Here is a 21,522-nt window from a genome sequence, read left to right on the forward strand (position 1 = left end):
GGGCAGCATGCATATCGATCTGGAATACGAAGCGCTGATCAAGGATCTGAAGGCCGAATTCCTTGCATACAAACAGTGGGAAGCATTCTGCCGGCAAGATGCGCAGGGCGGCGCCGATGCCCAGGCCCGCCTGCAGGCAGCGGCATCGGCCTACTACGGCCATGTGCGCGAATTACGCCACTTCGTGCGCCGCCACGCCAGCGGCTTCGATGCGCGCCGGATCTCGTCGCTGCTCGCCGTCCCCACCCAGGCGCTCAGTGCCGATGAAATGATCATGCACCGGATCTGGCTCGGCGGCGCGCTGCCGCCCATGGCGCGCGAATCGATCCGCCAGTTCGATTGCGCCCTCGACGATATCGGCCCGCTCGACACAGGCCCCTACCGCCTGATGCTGTGGGTCTGGGACGACGAACAATTGCGCGGCGACCCATGCTTTCATCCCGCGCCGGCCGCGCGCCATGTCATCGGCACGTATCTGGCCGGGGCGCGCCTGTTGACGGTGCATTCGCTCCACGCACTGGCGCGCGGGCATGACGCCGCGAACGCGCCGCTGCTGGCGCAATTGCACCACAAGCGCTATTTCGTCAATCTGGCCGATTACTTCCGGCTGCTGATCCTGCACCGCTGCGGCGGCATCTATCTCGACGCGGACACCCTGCCCTATCGCGCCGCCACGCTCTTTTTGTGCAAGCCGGAAGTACCCGATTACGTCAGCTTTTCGGTGAACCGCGACAGCGGCCGCATCGACGCCAGTTTTGTCTGCTGGATGAATCTGTTCAACGACGAAAATGGCGTGCTGGTGGCGCGCAAGGCCAATCCGGCAATCGCGCAGCTGATCGCGCGGATCGATGCGAACCTGGCCGCCATGGGCCACGAGGTGCCCGACAAGTCCCCCGATAGCGCCGCCTGGACCGCGGCCTTGCACAGCGCGACCTACGGCGCCTGGCACGACACGATCGGGCGCTCGCTGACGGCCTGCCACGACCTGGCCGCGCGCCACGGCGTGCTGCATGACGATGCGCCCGAAACCATCGTCAGCGGCCTGCACGGCATGCGCCTGCGCGTCGACGTGCTCACGGGCGCTCCGGTGCCGCTCACGAGCACCGAACAGCACAGTTACGAGCGCTGCATCGCCGCCCTCGTACAGCGCGACTGGACCCTGCCCGATATCCGCGAACTGGCCAAGGTAGCCGCGGTCCTGAGCACCACGGAACTGCCGCGCATGGCCTACGCCGCGCAGTTGCGTGCCCGGCCCGAGGGCTGCCATTACTACTCCTTCCTGTCGCAGGACCCGCAGCTGGATCGGGTCAACGATTTGTTCGGCGCCTATCTGATGGCGCTGAACGCCGATCGCATCCGGCGCGGGAATTTCTGGCGCAAGACGCGCGGCCCCGATACGCGGCAGGAACGCAGGTACGCCAGCATCCACGCCGCCGCACCACGTATCCACAGCGCCCATGCCAATGAACCTTGAGACGCCCGTCTTCGTGCCCGGCCCGCTGATCGGCGACGCCCAGCGCGAGCGCATGGCGGCGCTGCTGTTCGCGACCAGTTATCTCGAATACTGCTCGTACGGCAATCGCCTGCGCCTTCCGCTGGTGGCTTTGCAGCGGCGCCAGAATATCGATCCATTCATCGCCCATTCGGTCGGCCTGTTCGACGCCTCGGGCCAGTTCAACGGTTTTTACACGGCCGCCACCATCGCCGAATTCGGACAAATCAAGACGGTCTCGTATTACCGCGCCGAGATGCATGCCATGGATGCCGCCTATGACGCCTTTATCGCCGCCCACGCGCGCGAAAACGACCTGTTCGTGGCCAGCCTGGCGATCGAGGAGCGCTATCGCGGGCGCGGGCTGTTCAACGTCATGCTGGACCACGTCAAGGCACTGGCGCGCGGCAAAGGCAGCCCGCGCATCGTGCTGACAGTGTGGGAAAACAGCACCGCCATGGGCATGTACCTGAACAAGGACTTCCGCTCGCGCGCGGTATTCGATTACGCGGCCGAGCTGTTTTTCGACCGCCTGCATTTCATGGAGCTGCTGCCATCTGGAGAATCGCAATGAACGACCATATCGAGGCAATCGGCAAGCACAGCGTCGACACGCGCAACCAGTCGACCGTGGCCCAGGCGGCGGCGCGCCTGAACGACCGTTCCAATGGCGCGCCGCTGCGCGTGCTGTCGGAACAGGACTGGGATTTCTGGATAAAGAATGGCTACATCGTCATTCCCAGCGCAGTCGATGGCGCCGCGCTCGACCGGCTGGAGCGCTTGATCTGGGAATTCGAGGAACTCGACCCGGACAATCCCGGCAGCTGGTATCCGCCCGAAAAATCACGCCTGCGAAAAACAGAGCTGAGCTTCAATGCGGGGATGATAGAGTTATACAACCACCAGTATCTGTGGGATGCGCGCCAGGCGCGGCGGGTGTATGACGCCTTTGCCGATATCTGGGGCACGCACAAGCTGTGGGTATCGATCGACCGGATCAATCTGAACCTGCCGCCCGAACTGGGATTCGAATTCAAGAGCTTCATGCACTGGGATTACGACCCCGAAAGCACGCCGCAGAATGTGCAGGGCGTGCTGTCGATCAGCGACCAGACCGATATCGACGTCGGCGGTTTTGTCTGCATCCCGTCGCTGTTCCGGGATTTCGAGGCCTGGCGCCGCACCCAGCCGGCCGATTGGGACTGGTACCGGCCCGATGTCGCGGCCTTGCCGCACGTGCCGGTGCTGTTGAAAAAGGGCGATCTGCTCATTTTTAACAGCCGTCTGTGCCACGGCATTCGCCAGAACGTGTCGGCGAATAAGGTCAGGATGGCGCAATATATCTCGATGATGCCGGCCCAGGAGCACGACGAGGCATTGAAACATTGGCGCATCCGCTCCTGGCGCGAGCGGAAAGCGCCGGCCGGATACAGCCTGCACGGCGATCCGCGAAAATGGGAACAGACCAGATACCAGCGCGCCGAATTGAGCGCGCTGGGCGAACAACTGCTGGGCCTGCGCCCATGGCAGGATACGGAATAACGTTTTTACGGATAGCGAGGAACCACAAGATGCAAACGGATATGCAGCACAACATCGGACAGTTGTTCATGGTGGGCTTCGACGCCCTGGAACCGAACGACCATATTATCGGCCTGATTCGCGAGCGCCGCATCGGCGGGGTGATCCTGTTCCGGCGCAATGTCCACACGCCGGCGCAAGTGTCCGTGCTGTGCCAGAAGCTGCAGGAAATTAACGCCGAGGTCAGCGACGAGCCCCTGCTGATCGCGCTCGACCAGGAAGGCGGCATGGTGATGCGCATCGAACAGGGCGTCACACCCATTCCCGCGGCCATGGCCTTCCAGGCGGCCGGGTCGGTGGAAGAATGCCGGCAGGTCAATTTCATCAATGGCGACGAAATGCGCCAGATCGGCATCAACATGATGCTGGCCCCGGTTCTTGACGTGAACAATAACCGCCTGAACCCGATCATCGGCGTGCGCGCCTACGGCGAAGATGCCGACACGGTGGTGCGCTACGGCATGGCGGCCCTGCGCGGCCAGCAAGACGCCGGCGTGATCGTCACCGCCAAGCATTTCCCCGGCCACGGCGACACCGCCGTCGACTCGCATTACGCGATGGCGCTGGTGCCGCACGACCTGGAGCGCCTGCGCGCGGTCGAGCTGGTGCCGTTCCGGGCCGCCATCGAAGGCGGCGTGGACGCGATCATGACGGCGCACGTGGCCTTTCCGGCCATCGAACCGGATCCATCGGTGCCGGCCACTTTGTCGAAAGCCGTGCTGACCGGCTTGCTGCGCGAAGAAATGGGCTATGAAGGCGTGATCATTTCCGACTGCCTGGAAATGGGCGCGATTGCCGATGGCGTAGGCGTGGCGGCGGGCGCGGTGGCGACCTTGCAGGCCGGCGTCGACATCGTGCTGATCTCGCACCGCGAAGACCAGCAGCGCGCGGCGCTGGCGGCGGTATCGGCCGCCGTGGCGCAGGGCACGATCGGCGCTCAGCGCATCGACGATGCCTTGGCACGGGTGCAGCGCCTCAAGCAGGCGCGCGCGGTGAGCGGCTGGCGCGAGCGCGCGGCCACTCCGAGCGGCTTGATGACACCAGAGTCCATCGCACTGTCAAAAAAAGTGCAGAAGGCGGCGCTGCGGGTGCAGGGCGAGTTCCGCCCGCTCGACCCGGCGCTGCCGGTGAGCCTGATCACGGTCGAGGTGCGTTCGCGCAGCGAGGTCGATGAAGTGGCCAACGGGCGCAATAATGAAGCGCGCAGCTCGATGCTGCCGGCGCTGCAAAAGGCCGGGTACGATGTGCGCGAGTATGCGATGTCGGCCGACGCGCTCGACGCCGAAGTGGCCGAAGCGATCGCCTTCGCCGCCGGCGCGCCGCAGATCGTGGTGCAGACCTACAACGCGATGCTGGTCGAAGGCCAGCGCCGCCTGCTGGCAGCCATGCCCTCAAGCAAGCTGTGGGTGGTGGCGGGCCGCCTGCCGTACGACCTCGACCTGGCGCCGCAAGCGCAAGGCCGCCTGGCCGCGTTCGGCTGCCGTCCGGCCGCGCTCGAACCGGTGGTGGAACGCCTCATCGGCGCCGCATAAGCCGCGCATCAGCCGCCGAGGGGGCGGCGATAACGGATCGCTTACCGATGGCCGTTTTGGCGTAACTCCACCATTGCCTGTCGCATTCGGACAAGACGCTGTACATATGCTCCTTTACATTGGCTGCTCCATCCCACGGAGGAGCCACCATGTCGGACAGCATCAAGCGGCGTCATTTTATGGCAGCATTGGGGAGCCTGGTCGCGGGCGCCAGCCTCGCGCCACCCCCAGCCCGGGCCGCGGCGGCCCCTCCCCGCACCCCGCTCAGCCGCGCGCCGGGCCAGTTGGCGAGCGTCTACGATGTGCTGGTGATTGGCTCGGGCTACGGCGGCGCGGTCATGGCGGCGCGCCTGGCGCCGGGCCGTTCCCTGGCCGTGCTCGAACGCGGCAAGGAATGGTCGCCGGACGCCTTCGCCACCGGCCTGGTTGATACCCTCGCCCAATTTCGCACGCCTTCCGCCCCGCTCGGCCTGTTCGATTACCGGGCCGGCGGCAGCATCGACGTTCTCAGCGGCAATGGCGTCGGCGGCACTTCACTGATCAATGCCAATGTCGTGCTGGCGCCCGACCGCGATATCTTCGGACCTTGGCCGCAGGCAATCCAGGACGCGTACGCCAGCGGCGCCATGGATGGCTACGAAGCGCGGGTGCGCACCATGCTGGGCGCTGATACCGTTACCGAGACGGATGCCCTGCGCAAGAGCTGGTTCCACCTGTCCACCACGGCCGCGCGCAAACGCCAGGGCGCGCCGGTGCAGGCGCGCGCGCTGCCGGTCGCGGTCAACCTGCGCCGCTACCAGGGCCAGCCGAACGCCCAGGGAGTGTGGCAGGCGGCTTGCACCCATTGCGGCGATTGCGTGACCGGGTGCCGGATCGGCGCCAAGAACAGTCTCGACGTTAACTATCTGCCGCTGGCGCGCAGCGGCGGCGCCCAGATTTTCGCGCGCATCGAAGTCGACTGGATCGAGCGCCTGCCCGACAACCGCTGGAGGGTGCATTACCTGGCGCGGCCGGAAAGCGGCCCCGCCGTGGCCGGCTCGGTGGTCGCCGCCAGCGTGATCGTGGCCGCCGGCTCGCTCGGCAGCACCCAGATCCTGCTGCGCTCGCAGGCGCGCGGACTGGCCCTGTCGCCCGCGCTCGGCACCCGCTTTTCCACCAATGGTGACTTGCTGGGGCTGGCCTACAACACGCGCGTGCAGACCAATATCATGGGCTTCGGCGCCGCGCCCGCGCCGTTCGGCCTCAAGCGCGTGGGCCCGACCATCAGCGCCATGGCCGACTATCGCGCCGCCGGCACCCCGGTGGCGCAGCGCTACCTGATCCAGGATGCGGCCATCCCCAGCGCCCTGGTCGACGCCCTGCGCCTGGCCATGCCGCTGTCCGCACCGGGCGGCGGCGATGTTCCGGCCCTGCAGCGCATCGCGCGCGACATCGCCAAACGCGGCACCGACGGCGCCCTCAATCACAGCATGGTGTACCTGGGCATCGGCCACGACAGCGCTTCCGGCAAGGTCGAGCTCGACGCCAGCGGCAACGCGCGCGTGCTGTGGCCCGGCATTGCAAAAGAACCGTTCGGGCAGCGCATGCGCGCCGAAATGGCGCTGCACGCGCAAGCGTTCGGCGGGCGCTATGCCGACAGTCCGCGCAGCAGCCCGCTGTTCGGCGGCGCCATGACCACCGTGCACCCGCTGGGCGGCTGCCCGATGGCGGACCGGGTCGAGGATGGCGTGGTCGACGCCGACGGCCGGGTATTCAATCCGCGCGGCGCGGCGCAGGCCGTGTATCCGGGCTTGCGTGTGATCGACGGCGCCATCGCGCCCTCCTCGCTCGGCGCCAATCCCCTGCTCACCATCGCCGCGCTGGCCGAGCGCGCCGCCGAACGCTTTTCCCAATGAGGCTGAGCATGACCAACTTCCTGCACAAACTGTTGCTGTTGACCGGTCTCGCACTGCTGCCCATCCTGGGCTGGGCGCGCGGCATCGCGTTTTCCGAGGAAATGCACGGTTACGCCTATCATCAGGGCGAATACCGCTCGGTCAGCGTGTATTTCAAGGTCGTGATCGACGATATCGATGCCTGGCGCGCCAATCCCCAGCACCTCGCCAAGCTCAGCGGAGAACTGGTGTTCGACCGGGTGTCGGCCGGCAGCGTCAGCGGCAGCTTGCAGATCCTGGCGCCCGCGCCGGGCGCGGCACCGGGACGGGTGCTGACCTACCGCTTCCAGGGCGCGACGGTGCAGTTCATCGGCATCAAGCACGTCTACAACGATGCCGGCCCCGACTTGTTGGACGACATGACCACCCTGCGCGGCGTGTTCCAGGCGCAAGGCCAGGCCCAGCCGAGCGTGCCGGACTTGCTCAAGGGCGATGCCTGGACCTCGGAATTGCAGTTCGAGTGGTGGAAGCCGACCACCTTGTGGAACTTCTCCTGGTCGTTCAGCACCATCGCCACGCCGTGGTACGAGGAGCTGGCGGTCAAGATTCTGTTCCTCAAGACGATCTTCGGCAACCTGGCCAAGGTGCTGTTCCCATGGGCGATCTGAACCGATGCTGATCCGCGCCGCGCCCAGCGTGTCGACCTTGTACGCCGATGCGCTGGGCGCGTTCCTGGCCGAGCAGGGCTTGCCACGCGACTTGGGCGCGGCGCCCCTTGGACCGCGCCTGTGCGGCAGCGCCTTTGCCGGTCTGATGACGGGCGGCGCGCGCACGCTGGACGACCCGGCGCTGGGCTTGCGCTTCGGCACGCGGGTGGGCGCGGCCGGCTTCGGCATGCTGGGCATCGCCGCGGCCTGCGCGCCGACCTTGCGCGACGCCATCGGCCACCTGACCGAACTCGAATCGATCACCAGCACCCTGGGACGCGCGCGCGTGCTGCGCCGGGGCGAACGCGTACACGTGGTGTGGCAGCCGGCGCAAGCGGTGGCGCCGGCCGTGATCGAGGGCATCCTGGCCGGCTGGGTTTCGTTCGGCCGCTATCTGCTGGGCGGGCAGGCCGACGTGGCGCACGTGTCGCTGCGCCACGGCCGCATCGCGCAGCTAGCAGAGTACGAGGACGCCTTCGCCTGCCCGCTGCGCTTTGACGCCTGCTGCTATGGCGTGACCATTGCCGCCGAACTGCTCGACGCCACCCCGCGCTTTGCCGACGCCGGATTGAATGCCGCGCTCGGCACCTGGCTCGGCCACTGCGCCCGCACCAGCGCGCGCGACGGGGCGGTGTTCACGCGCGCGGTGGGCGCCCTGTTCGCCTCCAGAGTGCCGCTGGTGGAAGCCGACGAAGCGCGCACCGCCGCCGCCCTGGGCCTGGCGCCGCGCGCCTTGCAGCGGGCCTTGCAGCGCGAGGGCGCCAGCTTTCGCCAGTTGCTGGGCGCGGCACGCGCGCAGCATGCGGTGATCGGCGTGCTGCGCGGCGACGTCGCGCTGGCGCAGCTGGGAGCGGCGGTCGGCTTCGAGGAGCAATCGTCGCTGTGCCGCGCCTTTCGCGGCTGGACCGGCTATTCCCCGCTGGTGTTCCGGCAACGCATGGCGCAGGTATTTCGTCCGCTGCGGCTGGCGCCGGAGCCGCACGCGTGATGACCCTGTCCGACGCCAACCGCTGCCGCTTCGTGCCGGGCAGCCGCGCAGGCCATTACGAAAGCTATTTCCTCAGGGCGAACGAGGCCGGCCGCGCGCGCGCTTTCTGGATCCGCTACACCTTCTTCAGCCCGGCGGGCCAGCCGCAGCAGGCCGTGGGCGACGTCTGGGCGGTGTTTTTCGATGGCGAACGGCGCCGCATCGTGGCGGTCAAGAACCAGTTCGCGCTGGGCGACTGCACGATCGGCACGGGTGCGCCGGACTTGCTGATCGGCCAGTCGCAGCTCGGCGCCAGCTGCCTGATGGGCAGCGCCGCCACACCCGCGCACCGGATCACGTGGGCACTCGGCTACGACACGCCGCAGCCGCCCCTGCTGCTGATGCCGGCCGCGATGTACGCGGGCCGCTTTCCGCAATCGAAGGTGCTGGTGGGCGCGCCAGGCGCGCTGTTCGCGGGCGAGCTCGAGGTCGACGGCGAAACGGTGGCCGTGCAGCAGTGGCGCGGCAGCCAGAACCACAACTGGGGCAGCCGCCACACCGATACCTATTGCTGGGGCCAGGTAGCCGGCTTCGACGATGCGCCCGAGGTCTTCCTCGAATGCTCGACCGCGCGCCTGAAATTCGGCCCGCTCTGGTCACCGCAGATGAGTCTGGTGGTGCTGCGCATCGGCGCGCTCGAATTTTCGCTCAACAGCATCACGCAAGCCTTGCGCACGCGCGCGCGCATCGACGGTTTCGGCTGGGACATCGATGCCCGCGCCGCCGGCGTGCGCGTGCAAATCCGCATCGAGGCCCCGCGCGCAGCGTTTGCCGGCTTGCATTATCCGAATCCTCCGGGCGGCGTCAAAACCTGCCTGAACTCCAAACTGGCGTCGTGCGCCTTGACCGTGACCCTGCGCGGGCAGGCGCCGCGCACGTTCAACTCGCACCACGGCGCCGCCTTCGAAATCCTTACCGACCGCGCCGACCACGGCGTGGCCATCCTCGCTTGAGAACAAAACCGACATGACAATCATCGCTCCCACACCCCGCCTCCTGGCCGCCCTGCTGGTCCTGGCCAGCATCCTTGGTCCTGCACATGCCGCGCACGGCGCGCTCGACGATGCCACCGTCGCCGCCCACATCAACGGCGCGCCCGTGCACGCGCTGACCTTGCGCGCCTTGCAGCACCAGGCGCGCGACCAGCCCGGCCGCCCGTCCGCCGATGCCGTGCTGGCCGACATCGTGGCTGATCGCCTGCAGGCCGGCTGGTCGCACGCACGCTTCAGCGCCGCCCAGCTCTATCCCGCCAGCACGGTCGGCTTCGCACCCGAGGTGGGGGTGGACGACCGCCTGGTGGGCCTGCTGCGCAGCATGTACGCCAAGGAACTGGAAGCGGCCCTGCGCGCGCTGCCCGGCGCCACCCTGGCCGGCGTGATCGAAGCGACCTTCCCGCTGGCGCCGGCGCAGCTCGACCGTCTGTTCGGCGCACCGGGCGCGCTGCGCCTGGGTCACGACTTCAGCGCGGAACAGGCCGCGCTGGCCGGCCAGACTCCGCTGCTGCGCTTGCGCTTGGGCAGCGCGCCAGCGGTGACCCTGAGCTTGCGCGATGTGTACCAGCGCCAGAACGTGCAGGGCCGCATGGACTTCTTCAACCGCAAGGCCGACTTCATCTATCAGCAGGCGCGCCTGCGGGTGGCGGGCCTGTTCGTGCTGGCCTGGGCGCAGCACAAGTTCGGCGCCCAGGCGCTGGCCGACTTGCGCCAGGCCCTGGACGAGCAGGAAGCGGTGCGCGGCGCGATGCGCCAGTACGGGCTGGCCGAGGGCGCCGAGGCGCACAGTACCCTGCAAGCGGCGCTGGCGCGCCAGGTGACGCAGGCCGAGATCGGCGCCTACTACACGGCGCACAAGGACCAGTTCCGCCGTACCGAAAAAGTGCGCGCGCGCCATATCCGGGTCGACAGCGAAGCGCTGGCGACCCGGATCGCGGCCGAGGCGGCGGCCGGCAAGGACTTCGGCCTGCTGGCGCGGCGCCATTCGACGGCACCGGACGCTGTCCGTGGCGGCGACTTGGGCTGGGTGATGCAGACCGACGACCCGGACTGGCTGTCGGCGCTGGCGCTGCTCCAGCCCGAGGGCAAGGTGTCGAGCCCGTTCCGCGCGCCGGTAGGACCGGGGGCGCAGGCCAGCTGGGACATCGTACTGGTCGACAAGCGGGTCGAGGGCTATCACCCGCCCGACTCGGAAACGGTGCGCTACATGGCGCGCAAGGCGATTGCCCACGAGCGCGCGCGGGCCGAATTTGCCGCCGCGCGCAGCAAGCTGGTGCGCGCGGCCACGGTCGCCGTCAACCGCAAGCTGCTCGACGAGAAGGCGGACGCCGCCACGGGTGCGCCATGAGGCCGGCACTGCTGGCGCTGGCCGGCGCGGCACTGGTCGGCGCTGCGCTCTGGCTGGCGTGGCCGCAGGACGACGTGCCGCCCGCTGCGAACACCGCTCACGCCACGGCCAGCACGCCGGCGCCGGTTGCCGGCCGGCCCTGGCTGGACGCCTGGCCCCCGGCCGGCCAGGGCGCAGCGGCTGCGCAGGCGCCGCTGTCGGCCGCGCGCAGCATGGCGCAAACGCGCGCCTACGGCGACCCGGAAGCGCCGCCGATTGCCGTCGACGTGCCCGCGCGCGTAGGTCCCACGGCCGAGGAACTGGCCGACCCGAAGGCTTACCAGGCATTCGAAGCTCGCCAGAACGCGCAGGTGATGGCCGCCTACGTCAAGGCGGTGGACGAGGAATTACCGCGCCTGCGCGAGGACATCGCGCGCGGGCGCTCGATGGGCATCGCCGCCGACAAGATCGCCAAGGCGGAAGAGAAGGCGCGCGGGCTGGAAAGCATGCGCGCGCAGCTGTTGAAAGATCATCCCGCCATCGGGAAATGAGGCCGCGCATGCGGTCGTGACAATGCAGCAAAGCCGGCCGGGCATCGCCTTCGCGCTGTCCGTAAAACATTCTAATCAAGGAGACCAGATGAAAGCAGTAGTCAAGCTCGCCCCCGTCGCATTCGCCCTGCTCGCGTGCCTGCCCGCCAAGGCATGGGATACCGAAACGCACCGCCGCATCGTGCTCGACGCCGTCGAATTCATGAAAGCGCATCCCGACCAGACCCGCTACGCGACCCTGGTCGCTGGCGTGACGCGGGCCGGCTACACGATGGAGCAGTTTGCCGCCGCCATCGGGCAGGGCGCGCACGACGTCGACTATTTCGAGGATACCTACATCTGCGGCGCGACCACGGGCAACTGCCAGGGTTCGCCGCTGTGGGGCCTGGGTTCCGGGCTGGCGCGCTACACCTCGTTCTGGCACTTCCAGAACCACACGGCCGGCGCCGACGTGCACGGCAACGACTTCGGCGGCTACCACTACGCCAAGCTGGGCAATCCGGGCGACATCGACAAGCTGGCGGCGGTGTGGCTGGTCAACGATTACCTGGACGATGGCGCCAGCGGGCTGGGCGGCTGGTTCGGCGATTCCAGCAAGTACAACAGCTTCGGCGTGACGGAAGCGCACTACCGCCAGGGCGGCTATTCGACCGCCAGCATGTACCAGGATTACCAGCAGTTCCCGTTCCAGCCAATCGACAACCTGGCCCAGCATTTCTGGACGCGCTTCCTGCAGGCGCCGTCGGCGCAATCCTTGGGATTTACCTTGCATTCGACCGATTTGCTGCAGCCGCACCATACCTTCAACGTCCTCGGCCACAACCATTCCGGCTGGGAAGGCTGGGTCGGCGACTATTACGATACCGAGAAACTGAACGACCCGGCGCTGGTGCTGGCGGCGCTGAACGATTTTGCGCCGCTGGCCAATAACGCGACCGACATCCGGCCGCTGCTCACGCAGGGCGGCACGTATTCGTATAAATATGGGGGCGCGGTAATGTCGTCGACCGATCATGCGGTGCGGCGCGGCGTGGCCAAAAAGATGGTGCCGCATGCGATTGCCATGGTGGTGCGCGTGCTGGACCGGGCTGCGGTGCGGCTGGCCCTGTAGCGGCAAGGGTAATATCCGTGGTCAGATCTGATTCTGTAACCGGGCATGCGACCGTTCCATGACTAGCATAGCATGGCACATGTATCAGATCTGAACCAGCGCCGGTAATCGAACTTTATGCGAAACGTAAAAGTGATCGTTTGCTAGGCAGCGCAATTTACAATTTCCAGAGACTATGCCATCTTGAGGGGCAAGAATCACCAGCCTTCGATTCACTTCGTTCTCGGCGATATCTTGTTCGATCGTTGAGATAGTGCGAGTGATAACTTCTCGATCCCGCTGCGCTTGAACATGCAGATCTTCGAGCTCTGCGTTGATTGCGAAAGTATCGCGACGCGCATTGGCCGCCACTCGCTCAAGCTCCGTAAGCCGTTGTTGCTGATCGAGGAGTTCGCCTTGCTTGTCCTGCACCTGCGCGGCCGATACAACATTTTGTTGCCTCAACGAACTGAACCGTTGAAACGCTTCTTCCGAAATAAGTATGCGCTTGCGTTGCAGTGAAATTTGACCTTGCGCTCTGTTAAACTCGATATTGAATTCCCAATCGGCGAGTAGCGGCAGCTACGCTTTGAGTCATATCGTTATACACATCTTTTTCTCCCCAGCGCTACTTGAGCACGGAGCGGCGATTTCCGTGGAAATTTGCTTAAAATTTGGGCAAAATCGTAGGCGCTGGGTATCAAACCCACCACTTCTGCGCCCGCTCGTGCCGGCGGCGACCCAAGCAAAATCACTGCAAGTCATTGATTTTGCTCATGAAAAAAATGTGTATAACGATATGGCTTTGAGTGAATTGTTTGGTTACTTGGGCTCGCTCAAGAATAAGACTTTCGCGTCTCGCCTGCAATAGCGAAGAGATGAGTTTTCCAGCACCGCCACTCGATTCCATCGATCTATCGTTCGTTAAGATAAAAAGCTGTTGGCCAGCTTTAACCAACTGGCCTTCGGAAACGAGCTGTTCCGCTAAAATCCCTCCTTGAGACGACACTACACGAACCAAACCCGATGTCGGTAGCAGCACTCCGGCAAGTTGGACCTTGCGGGTATAACTGGAAAATACAAAAAAAAGAACTAGCAAAACGATAATCGTTGAGAAAAATAGGGTCAGCGCAGCGTACGAAACAGGGCGATTTAAAAGTACGCTACCATATTGGCGGACCCGAGCATTTTCAATTACTTCAGCGCGAAAAAGTCCCATATTTTACCAGTTTTCAACATATAAAGAATTACCGGAGCAATCGGTTATTGCACTATTTTCGCCGCTCGAGCGAGGGGAACGGGCGTGCGTCGAGTTGAGCAGCCAACCAGTCGATCTGCTGGAGATATTGTTCCTTATTTCCAACAATCCCCTTAAGCCGATTATTCGAGCATTCCGGCTCGAAAAGCATGCACATCGATGCTTTTTCCTGTGAGTAATCGACATCGCCGGACAAAGCGCGCTGTAAAACCTGAAGGTATTCCGTTCCCGAATACCCGGAGGAATAATAGGAAACGAAGTAATACACCATACCGCAATCATACGGCTCCCGATAATTAACTCCGCCGCTCCGCACCTTCTCAACAAGGGAGCGTGAATCCGCCAGTGCAGCGCACTTGGCCGCGCTCGACAGGATACGCCGTTTCGCTTCCGCTTCGTCAATAAGCCCGGCGTTACGCAAGATTACGATTTTTATAAAGTCCGCACTTCCTTCAGCAATTTGGCGCCCTAACGGATTGAGAAAAATGCGCTCGCTTTGAAGTTTATGTGCTAACTCATGGGTAAAGGTCGCAGTAATTACCCAGTCAAACGTCGCAAGATCTTTCAGGGTTGGATTATCGTAGCTAATTCGTATGATGTTGAGCGAATCGCCGCCGAAACCAGAATAGCCTCCGTGGTTGCGCACGATCGCCACTACGATACCAATATCGTCCAACGGATAAACGCCCAGGACATCCTGATAAAAATCGACTATCCGTGAAAAATCAGCTTCTAGCCGCACCCGCGTAGCTGCCGGGATAGACGCATCAAAATAGCTTGCGCCCTTCACTTGAGGTGCATCTTCGTTAGTAAAAAATATGGATTTTTGGCGCACTTCTCCGACCGAAATTTTTATTGCCCCGTTATACCATTTTCCATTCCAGAGTATCCGACGCGCGCGCACCTCGAAGATGGCATCCTTGCATTTTCCAGCCGGAACAAAATACGGGAGATGCATATAAACACCACCTCCCATCCGCGCCGCTTTAAGATAGTTAGCATCATCCTCGACAACCGAATTCAGGGGTTGAAGATATACTCCATCGTTTAATTTTTTAATTCCGAGTCGCTCAGAAAAAAGCTGCCCATTTTTTGCCGCGCACGCGGTGTCAAGCGCACTTCCTGCTACCTCGATACGTATTTGGCCGGCCGGTCCCTCCGATATCAGAAGTTCGCCATTAGCGTAAGTCGGCACAGGAATGGCGATACACGTCGCGAGCAAAGCCAAGCGTCCGAGAACGGAAAATTTCTCTTTAAGTCTCAAAAATCGCATATTCGGTAGTTTCTAACAGCATATGTAGTACCGTCAATACGGTATTTTGGAAAGTGGCTGGCTTCACCAGCCACTGCGCCTTATGCTTCGGCTGAGGACGCAAGCTTACTCTGTTGACATTACGAACTTGGTGAATTCACGCCAGTGCGGGCCACCTTCACCCCACCTCGTTATACACAAGTGTTCAGCGCGCCAATTCCCCGTAGCGCGCGTATCGTTTCGACCGCCACGTGAACATCCTTCAGTCCGAGCCAGATCGTCTTGACGCCGGGCTCGCCATCGCTCTTGCGGGCGAGGAAACCGCCGATGCAGGCGATCTGGCGCAGAACGTCGTTCAGACGCGGCTTCTCCGGCGGCGTCTTTTTGCGCAGCAGGTAGGCTGCTTGAATCTCGTCCGGGTCGAAGAACAGTTCCGCATCCAAATCCGGACAGGTCCTGCCCAAGCGCATCAGGTGGGCGATGCGCCACGCCACCACCATGAACAGCGCCAAGGCCCGTTCAAGCTGCGTGATCGAGCCCAGTTGCAGCGCCTCGACGCGGCAGGCGTTCTTGAGCACGTCGAACAGCATCTCGATTTCCCATCGCGCGCGGTACCAGTCGATCAGCTCGACGAGCGCCTCGGGCGTGGCGGCCTTGCGGTTGGTCAGCAAGCGCCACTCGATTGGTTTGACGCCGTCCGGCGCGTCGATCTCGCGCGCGATCACGCACGTGGCGAGGACGCTCTTTCCTTTGCCCGCAGGCAGGGCGACCGTGCGTGCCCACAGTTGCTGGCGCACGGTGCGCGCCTTCACCCCGTGCCGCGCGGCCATCGCGAACGTCAGCTCGCCGATCGGCGCGCCCGCACTCGTGTGCTGCCACAGCTTCTCGCCGTCGGGCAGGCAGCGGTTGTGCTTGGCGCGCACCAGCCAGTCGGCCGGCGTGGCCAGTTCCTGGGCGCGCAGCATCAACGGCACCAGATCGGCCTCGCGGTCGGCCACATACACCAGCCGTGTGCCGGGCAACTGCGCCGCCACCTCCGCGATCCGCTCGTAGCCCTCGATCCAGCGCAAACTCTCCTTCGGCCCGCCGCGCGCACCGGATTTGTCCTTCTTTTCGCGCGCCCACATCCACGCGTCGATGATGCCCAGCGGCTCGCGCGCAGGCGTGACTGCATAGGTCGGGTGCAGGTACATGCCGCGCTGGGCTTCGTAACTCAACGGGCCGAGGCCGAACGCGCCTTGGCCGTTGAAGTCCAGTTCGGTCGTGTCCTGCAGGCACAGCACAACCGGCAGCGCGGCCATGCGTTGCTGCGTCTGCTGCCAGTGCGGCGCCATGATCGCCTGCCAGTCGACGCTGTCGTTGTCGAAGAAACGGTACGCCGCCATCGTCTCGCCCCAGCCCTGACACGCCTTCGGCACGCTCGCCGTCGGGTCAGCCGCAAATCGCTCCATCAAGATCCTCGCTCATTTGTTCAGGCGCGCATCGCCCAGGTCGAGTTGTTCAAATTCCGTCTCGGTCCAAGGTGCAGGTCCTGTCGCCAATTCGTCCACGCAAAAGGCGAGAGTAAACCTGAAACGCGGCGAGTTTACAATCGGCGCGTTAAGCCATTGAATGTAAACAGGTTTTCAGCACGGTCTGCACCGCGCGCAAGACTTGTGTATAACGAGGTGCCTTATACGGCGTTGCCGTTCAGGCGGGAGTGGCGGATGCTGTAGCCAAAATAGGTCAGCACCGCCACGCTCATCCAGATCGCGAACACGGTGAACGTGGTCTTGGATAAGTCTTTCATGATGTACAGGCAGGCGCAGATGCTCAGGCCCGGCACCACGTACGGGCCGAACGGCACGCGGAAGCCCTTGACCAGGGATTCACCCATCTTCTTGCGCATCACCGGCACCGCCACCGACACCACGATGAACGCCGTCAAGGTGCCCATGCTGACCATGTCCCACAAATAGGTCGAGTCGACGAAGCCCGCCACCAGCCCCACCACCATGCACACGATCAGGGTATTGCTGACCGGTGACTGGGTGCGCGGGCTGACTTTCTGGAACGTTTGCGGAATCAAGCCATCCTTGCTGATCGCGTACAAGATCCGCGTCTGCCCATAGATCGTCACCAGGGTCACGCTGAACACCGAAATGACGGCGCCGGCCGACAGGATCAGCGCCGGCCAGGTCTTGCCGGTCACGTTTTGCAGAATCACCGCCAGGCCTGCTTCCTGGCCTTCGAACATCTTGGCGGGCTGGGCGCCGAGCGCGGCGACCGCCACCAGCATGTAGAACACGGTGACGATGCCGAGCGCCGCCAGGATGCCGATCGGCACGTTGCGGGTCGGGTTGCGCACTTCTTCGCCGGCCGTGGCCACCGTGTCCAAGCCGATGAAGGAGAAAAATACCGTGCCGGCGGCGGCCGTCACCCCGGCCATGCCGGCAAAACCCTTGCTGGTGTCGGTGTTGAAGAAAGGCTTGAAGTTATTGATGTCGAAGCCGGAAAACGCGATCACCACGAAAAACACCAGGATCGCCAGCTTGACCAGCACCATGATGGCATTGGTGGTGGCCGATTCCTTGGTGCCGCGGATCAGCAGCACGCAGCACATGATGACCAGCAAGATCGGCGGCAGGTTGATGTGCCCGCCATGGATTTCCATCCCGTTCGGCCCCGAGACGATCATCGGCGTGCGCAGCAACTCCGGTATCTGCCAGCCGAAGGCGTTGGTGAGGAAGTTGTTCAGATAGGCCGACCAGCCGATGGCGGTGGCGCTCGCCGCCAGCCCGTATTCGAGCAGCAGGCAGGCGGCCATGATGAAGGCGGCGAATTCGCCCACCGTGGCGTAGGCGAACGAGTAGGACGAGCCGGACGCCGGAATGCGGAACGACAGTTCGGCGTAGCACAGCGCGGTCAGACCGGCGGTGAGCGCGGCCAGCAGGAACGACAGCACGACCGAAGGACCGGCCTTGGGCACTGCCTCGACCATGGTAAAGAAAATGCCGGTGCCGATGGTGGCGCCCACGCCGATCATGGTCAGCGGGAACAATCCCATGGTGCGCGCCAGGCCCGTTCCTGCGTGCCCGGGCGGGGGGTTGGTCGTGCTACCGGCAGGTTTGATGCGGAACAGCTTCTGGCCCAGAGTTTGATTCACGGATTCGTCCCTTTTGTCGCGCTAGATGAATGGCAGCAGCGATTATAGGGGCTATTGCCATTTACTTATACACATCTTTTGCACGCGAAAAACGGGGTGAGTCAGACTGACAACGGCCCTTCCACCCCGCAGCGCGGACAGGCCGCCGCCTCACTTGCTGAGATCGACTTTGTCGTCGCGCTTGCCACGGAAAAAGTTGACGACTGCCATGCCAGCCCCACCGACGGCGATGATGATCAGCTTCTTGAAGGCGAGCAGCAAGGCCAGCAGTTTGCCGAACAGGCCGAGCTTGGAGGCGACACCGCCGGCGACCAGGGCTGCGAGGCCGTATTCGGCCATCTTGTCGGTGGCGGGGTTGTAGTCGGCGTAGCGGTTGCCCGGCGTGAAGTCGCTGAAGGCGGTGACCTTGCTCATTTCCTGGCGGATGCTGGCGATCTGGTCCATGGTGGCGATCGCATTGAGCACCAGCACGCCCTTGCGGCCGAGCACGCGGATGTTGTAGTTGAGGCTATGTTCGGCCTCGCCCGTGATCGACAATTCCTTAGCCCAGAACATCTTGTGCGTATTTTTTTCGTAGCTAGGCTTCTCGGCCCAGCCGACCAGCTGCATCGCCGCATAACCCTGGGTCTTGCGCTCCTTGTTACCCTCCAGCACCGCTTCCTGCATATCCTTGAGCAGCTCGTCGTACTTGATGGTGTCGGCGTCGCTATCCTTCACATGGCCGTCGTCTTCGTAGGTGATGATCACGCCCCAGCCATCCTTGCCCATCACGCCGCTGGCCGGCACGATCATGCCCAGGCTTTTGTGGCCGGGCGGATTGCCCCAGGCCTGCACCAGCACGCGCTCGGCGTCCGCCGGCGTGAGATAACGGAAGCTGTCGGGCAGGTTCAGGGTGGCCAGTCCGCCGGGCAGGTCGATCTTGCCGCTTTGCGGGGTGAGCGAGGCGGCGAACTGCTCGGCGCTGACGGCCTTGTCGGCACCCGGCGCCTGGGCGTGGGCGCCGGTCATGCAGCCGAGCGCCAGCAGGAACAGGGCCAGGGAAAGGTGTTTGAACATGGCATTCTCATCTGTAAATATGGGCAGCACATTTTACGTGGAAATTGTTGTGAGGAGAATAATTATTTCACAAAAACAACACTGCACCACATTTAAACATGCATCCAATATGCACCTTTGCTAGAATGCACGTGTTCTCACCCGGAGTCTCCATGCGCCTTACCCGTTTTACCGATATTGGCCTGCGCGTCCTGATTTACCTGGCGCGTGCGGGGGAGCGGCGCGTGCCGGTGACGGTGGCCGAGGTCGCCTCCCAGTTCGAGTTGCCAGTCAACCATCTGGTCAAGGTGGTGGGCCATCTGGCGCGCGGCGGCTGGGTCAGCGCCACCCGCGGACGCAACGGTGGGCTGCGCCTGGGCGCCGACGCCGCCACCCTGTCCATCGGCACGGTACTGCGCGCGCTCGAAGGCGACAGCGAATTGGTCGACTGCGAAGGCAGCGGTTGCCGCCTGAGCGGCGACTGCCAGCTGCGCGCCGCCCTCAAGACCGGGATGGAGGCTTTTTACGGCGCCATGGACAAGGTCACCCTGGCCCATATCACGCATGGCAACACGGGGGAGAAGATCGTGCTCATGCACAGGATGTTCCTCGACCAGGGCAAGGGCATCGCTGCCTGACACCGCTTGTTGGCACGGACGCGTCGCTACGCGTCTTTTTTACGACATTAAAGTTGCATTTAATATGCAACATATTGAAAGGTTAATGATGATTTCTGCAGCTTCCCGTCCCTACATCGACGCCAGCGTTCCCGTCCTGCGCGAGCATGGCGTGGCCATCACCACCACGTTTTATCGCACCATGTTCGCCGCGCATCCCGAGCTGAGCAATCTGTTCAATATGGGTAACCAGGCGACCGGCGCCCAGCAGCAGTCGCTCGCTTCGGCCGTGTTCGCCTACGCCGCCAATATCGGCGACCCAAGCGCACTGGCGCCGGTGATCGAGCGCATCGTCCACAAGCACGTGTCGATCGGCATTCGCGCCGAACATTATCCGATCGTGGGGCGCCACCTGCTCGGCGCCATCGCCAGCACCCTGGGCGATGCGGCCACGCCACCGCTGCTGGCGGCCTGGGACGAGGCCTATCACGCGCTGGCCACCTTGTTCATCGAGGCCGAGCGCGCCATGTACGCCAAGGCCGGCATCACCCCGGGCCAGCGCCGCGCCATGCGCGTGACCGAGGTGACGCAGGAGAGCGCGGACGTGGTGTCGATCCGCATGAGCCCGGAAGACGGCGCGCCGGTAGCAACGAGCAAGCCGGGGCAGTACCTGAGCGTGCAGGTCGACTTTGCCGACGGACACCGCCAGATTCGCCAATACAGCCTGTCGGACACGACCCAGCCGGACAGCCTGCGCATCTCGGTCAAGCGCGAAGCGGCCGGGGCCGGCACGCCGGCGGGGGAAGTGTCGAACTGGATTCACGACAACGTGCGCGTGGGCAGCGTGCTGCAGGTGTCGCCACCGTTCGGCGACTTCGCCCCGGAATCGGAATCGGACGAGCCGGTGGTGCTGCTGTCGGCCGGGGTCGGCATCACGCCGATGATCGCGGCGCTTAAACGCATTGCCCAAGTCAATCCGCAGCGCCGCGTGATCTTTGCGCACGCCGCCCGCAATGCCGCGCATCACGCGCACCAGCTTGACATGGCCGCCGCGCACAAGGCCATGCCGCACTTGCAGCTGATCACGTTCTACGAGGAAGTAAGCGCTCACGACTGCGGTGTCTTGCCGGGATGGATGGACGTGGCGCGGCTGCCGGCCTGGCCGCGTAGCGAAGCCAATGTCTATATGTGCGGCCCGCTGCCCTTCATGCAGGCACAATGGCTGGCGCTGGTCGGCGCCGGGGTGCCGGTGACCCGCCTGCACCGCGAAGTGTTCGGGCCGGACATGCTCGATCATCTGTTGTAAGTCGCGCGGACTTGCATCGGTTACAAAAAAGTTACTGCCATCAATGCAATATAGGAATTATGATAACGGACACGCCAGCGCAGTTGCCGGCGTGTCCGCGTCTCCCTATATGAAAGAAATTGATGGCACAACGATTCCGCAGGGCGACCGCCGCCGCCCTGCTAGGGCTTCCCATGTTGTCACTGGCAGCACACGCCGCTCAAGTGACACCGGGTATCACCGCCACAGCTTCAATCAGCAACTCCAGGCTGACCGTCATCGACCTGACGCCGGACGATGGAAACGCCGCGGGCTATACGCAACCCCGCTCCAGCTATACCAGCCTGGATGCCAATAAGACGTTCCCTTCGGCTTCAATCAATACCAAAAACGACGCCGACACCCCTGGTTTTGATCCTGTCAGCGCCGCGATAGCCTACTGCGGGTCGACCACTGCCAGCAGCGCCACGACGTGGGGCAGCTTGCACACCGACGCGCGACTGTATGACAGCGCCGGTGATGTCGGCTTCGCTGACGGCAACGTTACCCAGAGCATGTTCTTGAGCATCGCCCCGCACTCACAGCTCATTTACTCGGCCCATGGCGCGCTATCAATCGGCGATGCGGGACCATACGGCCACGCCCCGTTTGCCGGCGAAGCGGTAACGACAGTGCGTTTCGGCGATCAGGTATGGATACGCGGCATGGCGCAAGGCTGGATGGGCTGCATCGACAACGGCGTCACCTGACAGGGCGA

At 63.9% G+C, this 21,522-nt stretch carries 19 protein-coding genes and 1 pseudogene; 14 read left to right on the forward strand and 6 right to left on the reverse strand.

What is annotated here, in order from left to right; genetic code table 11:
* Positions 1 to 7: 7 nt before the first annotated feature.
* From IV454_RS05570 to IV454_RS05620, 11 genes are all read left to right on the forward strand, one after another.
* Positions 8 to 1,474, forward strand: a complete 1,467-nt coding sequence (locus tag IV454_RS05570) for a glycosyltransferase (RefSeq protein WP_206090666.1) — start codon at positions 8 to 10, stop codon at positions 1,472 to 1,474.
* Positions 1,458 to 2,066, forward strand: coding sequence for a GNAT family N-acetyltransferase (locus IV454_RS05575; RefSeq protein WP_206090667.1), 609 nt, complete (start codon positions 1,458 to 1,460; stop codon positions 2,064 to 2,066). The genes IV454_RS05570 and IV454_RS05575 overlap by 17 nt, the downstream gene beginning before the upstream one ends.
* The gene (locus IV454_RS05580; RefSeq protein ID WP_206090668.1) at positions 2,063 to 3,034 is read left to right on the forward strand and encodes a phytanoyl-CoA dioxygenase family protein; all 972 of its coding nucleotides are present in this window, start codon (positions 2,063 to 2,065) and stop codon (positions 3,032 to 3,034) included. The genes IV454_RS05575 and IV454_RS05580 overlap by 4 nt, the downstream gene beginning before the upstream one ends.
* A 29-nt stretch (positions 3,035 to 3,063) precedes the next feature.
* Positions 3,064 to 4,605 carry a beta-N-acetylhexosaminidase gene (nagZ, locus tag IV454_RS05585; RefSeq protein WP_206090669.1) on the forward strand — a complete coding sequence of 514 codons (1,542 nt, stop codon included), beginning with the start codon at positions 3,064 to 3,066 and terminating at the stop codon, positions 4,603 to 4,605.
* Positions 4,606 to 4,784: 179 nt separating this feature from the next.
* Complete coding sequence (locus IV454_RS05590; protein WP_206090670.1) at positions 4,785 to 6,500, forward strand: GMC oxidoreductase; 1,716 nt, start codon at positions 4,785 to 4,787, stop codon at positions 6,498 to 6,500.
* A gap of 8 nt (positions 6,501 to 6,508) precedes the next feature.
* Positions 6,509 to 7,147: a hypothetical protein gene (locus IV454_RS05595; RefSeq protein ID WP_206090671.1), complete on the forward strand. Its 639-nt coding sequence runs from the start codon at positions 6,509 to 6,511 to the stop codon at positions 7,145 to 7,147.
* Positions 7,148 to 7,151: 4 nt separating this feature from the next.
* Positions 7,152 to 8,174: an AraC family transcriptional regulator gene (locus tag IV454_RS05600; protein WP_206090672.1), complete on the forward strand. Its 1,023-nt coding sequence runs from the start codon at positions 7,152 to 7,154 to the stop codon at positions 8,172 to 8,174.
* Positions 8,174 to 9,166 (forward strand): tocopherol cyclase family protein, encoded by a 993-nt coding sequence (locus IV454_RS05605; RefSeq protein ID WP_206092565.1) that lies wholly within the window; start codon positions 8,174 to 8,176, stop codon positions 9,164 to 9,166. Before IV454_RS05600 ends, IV454_RS05605 begins: the two co-directional genes overlap by 1 nt.
* Before the next feature lie 13 nt (positions 9,167 to 9,179).
* Positions 9,180 to 10,553, forward strand: coding sequence for a peptidylprolyl isomerase (locus IV454_RS05610; RefSeq protein ID WP_206090673.1), 1,374 nt, complete (start codon positions 9,180 to 9,182; stop codon positions 10,551 to 10,553).
* Positions 10,550 to 11,083, forward strand: coding sequence for a hypothetical protein (locus IV454_RS05615; RefSeq protein WP_206090674.1), 534 nt, complete (start codon positions 10,550 to 10,552; stop codon positions 11,081 to 11,083). The genes IV454_RS05610 and IV454_RS05615 overlap by 4 nt, the downstream gene beginning before the upstream one ends.
* A gap of 88 nt (positions 11,084 to 11,171) precedes the next feature.
* Positions 11,172 to 12,194, forward strand: coding sequence for a phospholipase C/P1 nuclease family protein (locus IV454_RS05620; RefSeq protein ID WP_206090675.1), 1,023 nt, complete (start codon positions 11,172 to 11,174; stop codon positions 12,192 to 12,194).
* Positions 12,195 to 12,278: 84 nt separating this feature from the next.
* On the opposite strand, the gene IV454_RS05625 is transcribed toward IV454_RS05620, so the two are convergent.
* From IV454_RS05625 to IV454_RS05650, 6 genes and pseudogenes are all read right to left on the reverse strand, one after another.
* Positions 12,279 to 12,638 (reverse strand): HlyD family secretion protein, encoded by a 360-nt coding sequence (locus tag IV454_RS05625; protein ID WP_206090676.1) that lies wholly within the window; start codon positions 12,636 to 12,638, stop codon positions 12,279 to 12,281.
* 286 nt (positions 12,639 to 12,924) lie between these two features.
* Entirely contained in the window at positions 12,925 to 13,392 is a 468-nt protein-coding gene (locus IV454_RS05630) for a biotin/lipoyl-binding protein (protein WP_206090677.1), read from the reverse strand.
* 52 nt (positions 13,393 to 13,444) lie between these two features.
* The gene (locus IV454_RS05635; protein WP_206090678.1) at positions 13,445 to 14,704 is read right to left on the reverse strand and encodes a hypothetical protein; all 1,260 of its coding nucleotides are present in this window, start codon (positions 14,702 to 14,704) and stop codon (positions 13,445 to 13,447) included.
* Between the two features lie 170 nt (positions 14,705 to 14,874).
* Positions 14,875 to 16,233 (reverse strand): annotated as a pseudogene (locus tag IV454_RS05640) (IS4 family transposase).
* A gap of 122 nt (positions 16,234 to 16,355) precedes the next feature.
* Positions 16,356 to 17,828 carry an APC family permease gene (locus tag IV454_RS05645; protein ID WP_206090679.1) on the reverse strand — a complete coding sequence of 491 codons (1,473 nt, stop codon included), beginning with the start codon at positions 17,826 to 17,828 and terminating at the stop codon, positions 16,356 to 16,358.
* Positions 17,829 to 17,978: 150 nt separating this feature from the next.
* Positions 17,979 to 18,884 (reverse strand): DUF2167 domain-containing protein, encoded by a 906-nt coding sequence (locus tag IV454_RS05650; RefSeq protein ID WP_206090680.1) that lies wholly within the window; start codon positions 18,882 to 18,884, stop codon positions 17,979 to 17,981.
* A gap of 152 nt (positions 18,885 to 19,036) precedes the next feature.
* Between IV454_RS05650 and IV454_RS05655 the strand changes: the two genes are divergently transcribed.
* The 3 genes from IV454_RS05655 (at position 19,037) to IV454_RS05665 (ending at position 21,514) form a co-directional block, all read left to right on the forward strand.
* Positions 19,037 to 19,501, forward strand: a complete 465-nt coding sequence (locus tag IV454_RS05655; RefSeq protein ID WP_206090681.1) for an RrF2 family transcriptional regulator — start codon at positions 19,037 to 19,039, stop codon at positions 19,499 to 19,501.
* Positions 19,502 to 19,589: 88 nt separating this feature from the next.
* The gene (locus IV454_RS05660) at positions 19,590 to 20,786 is read left to right on the forward strand and encodes a globin domain-containing protein (RefSeq protein ID WP_206092567.1); all 1,197 of its coding nucleotides are present in this window, start codon (positions 19,590 to 19,592) and stop codon (positions 20,784 to 20,786) included.
* A 122-nt stretch (positions 20,787 to 20,908) separates the two neighbouring features.
* Positions 20,909 to 21,514, forward strand: coding sequence for a hypothetical protein (locus IV454_RS05665; protein ID WP_206090682.1), 606 nt, complete (start codon positions 20,909 to 20,911; stop codon positions 21,512 to 21,514).
* Positions 21,515 to 21,522 lie beyond the last annotated feature (8 nt).

The sequence above is a fragment of the Massilia antarctica genome, from assembly GCF_015689335.1.
Lineage (GTDB): Bacteria > Pseudomonadota > Gammaproteobacteria > Burkholderiales > Burkholderiaceae_D > Telluria_A > Telluria_A antarctica.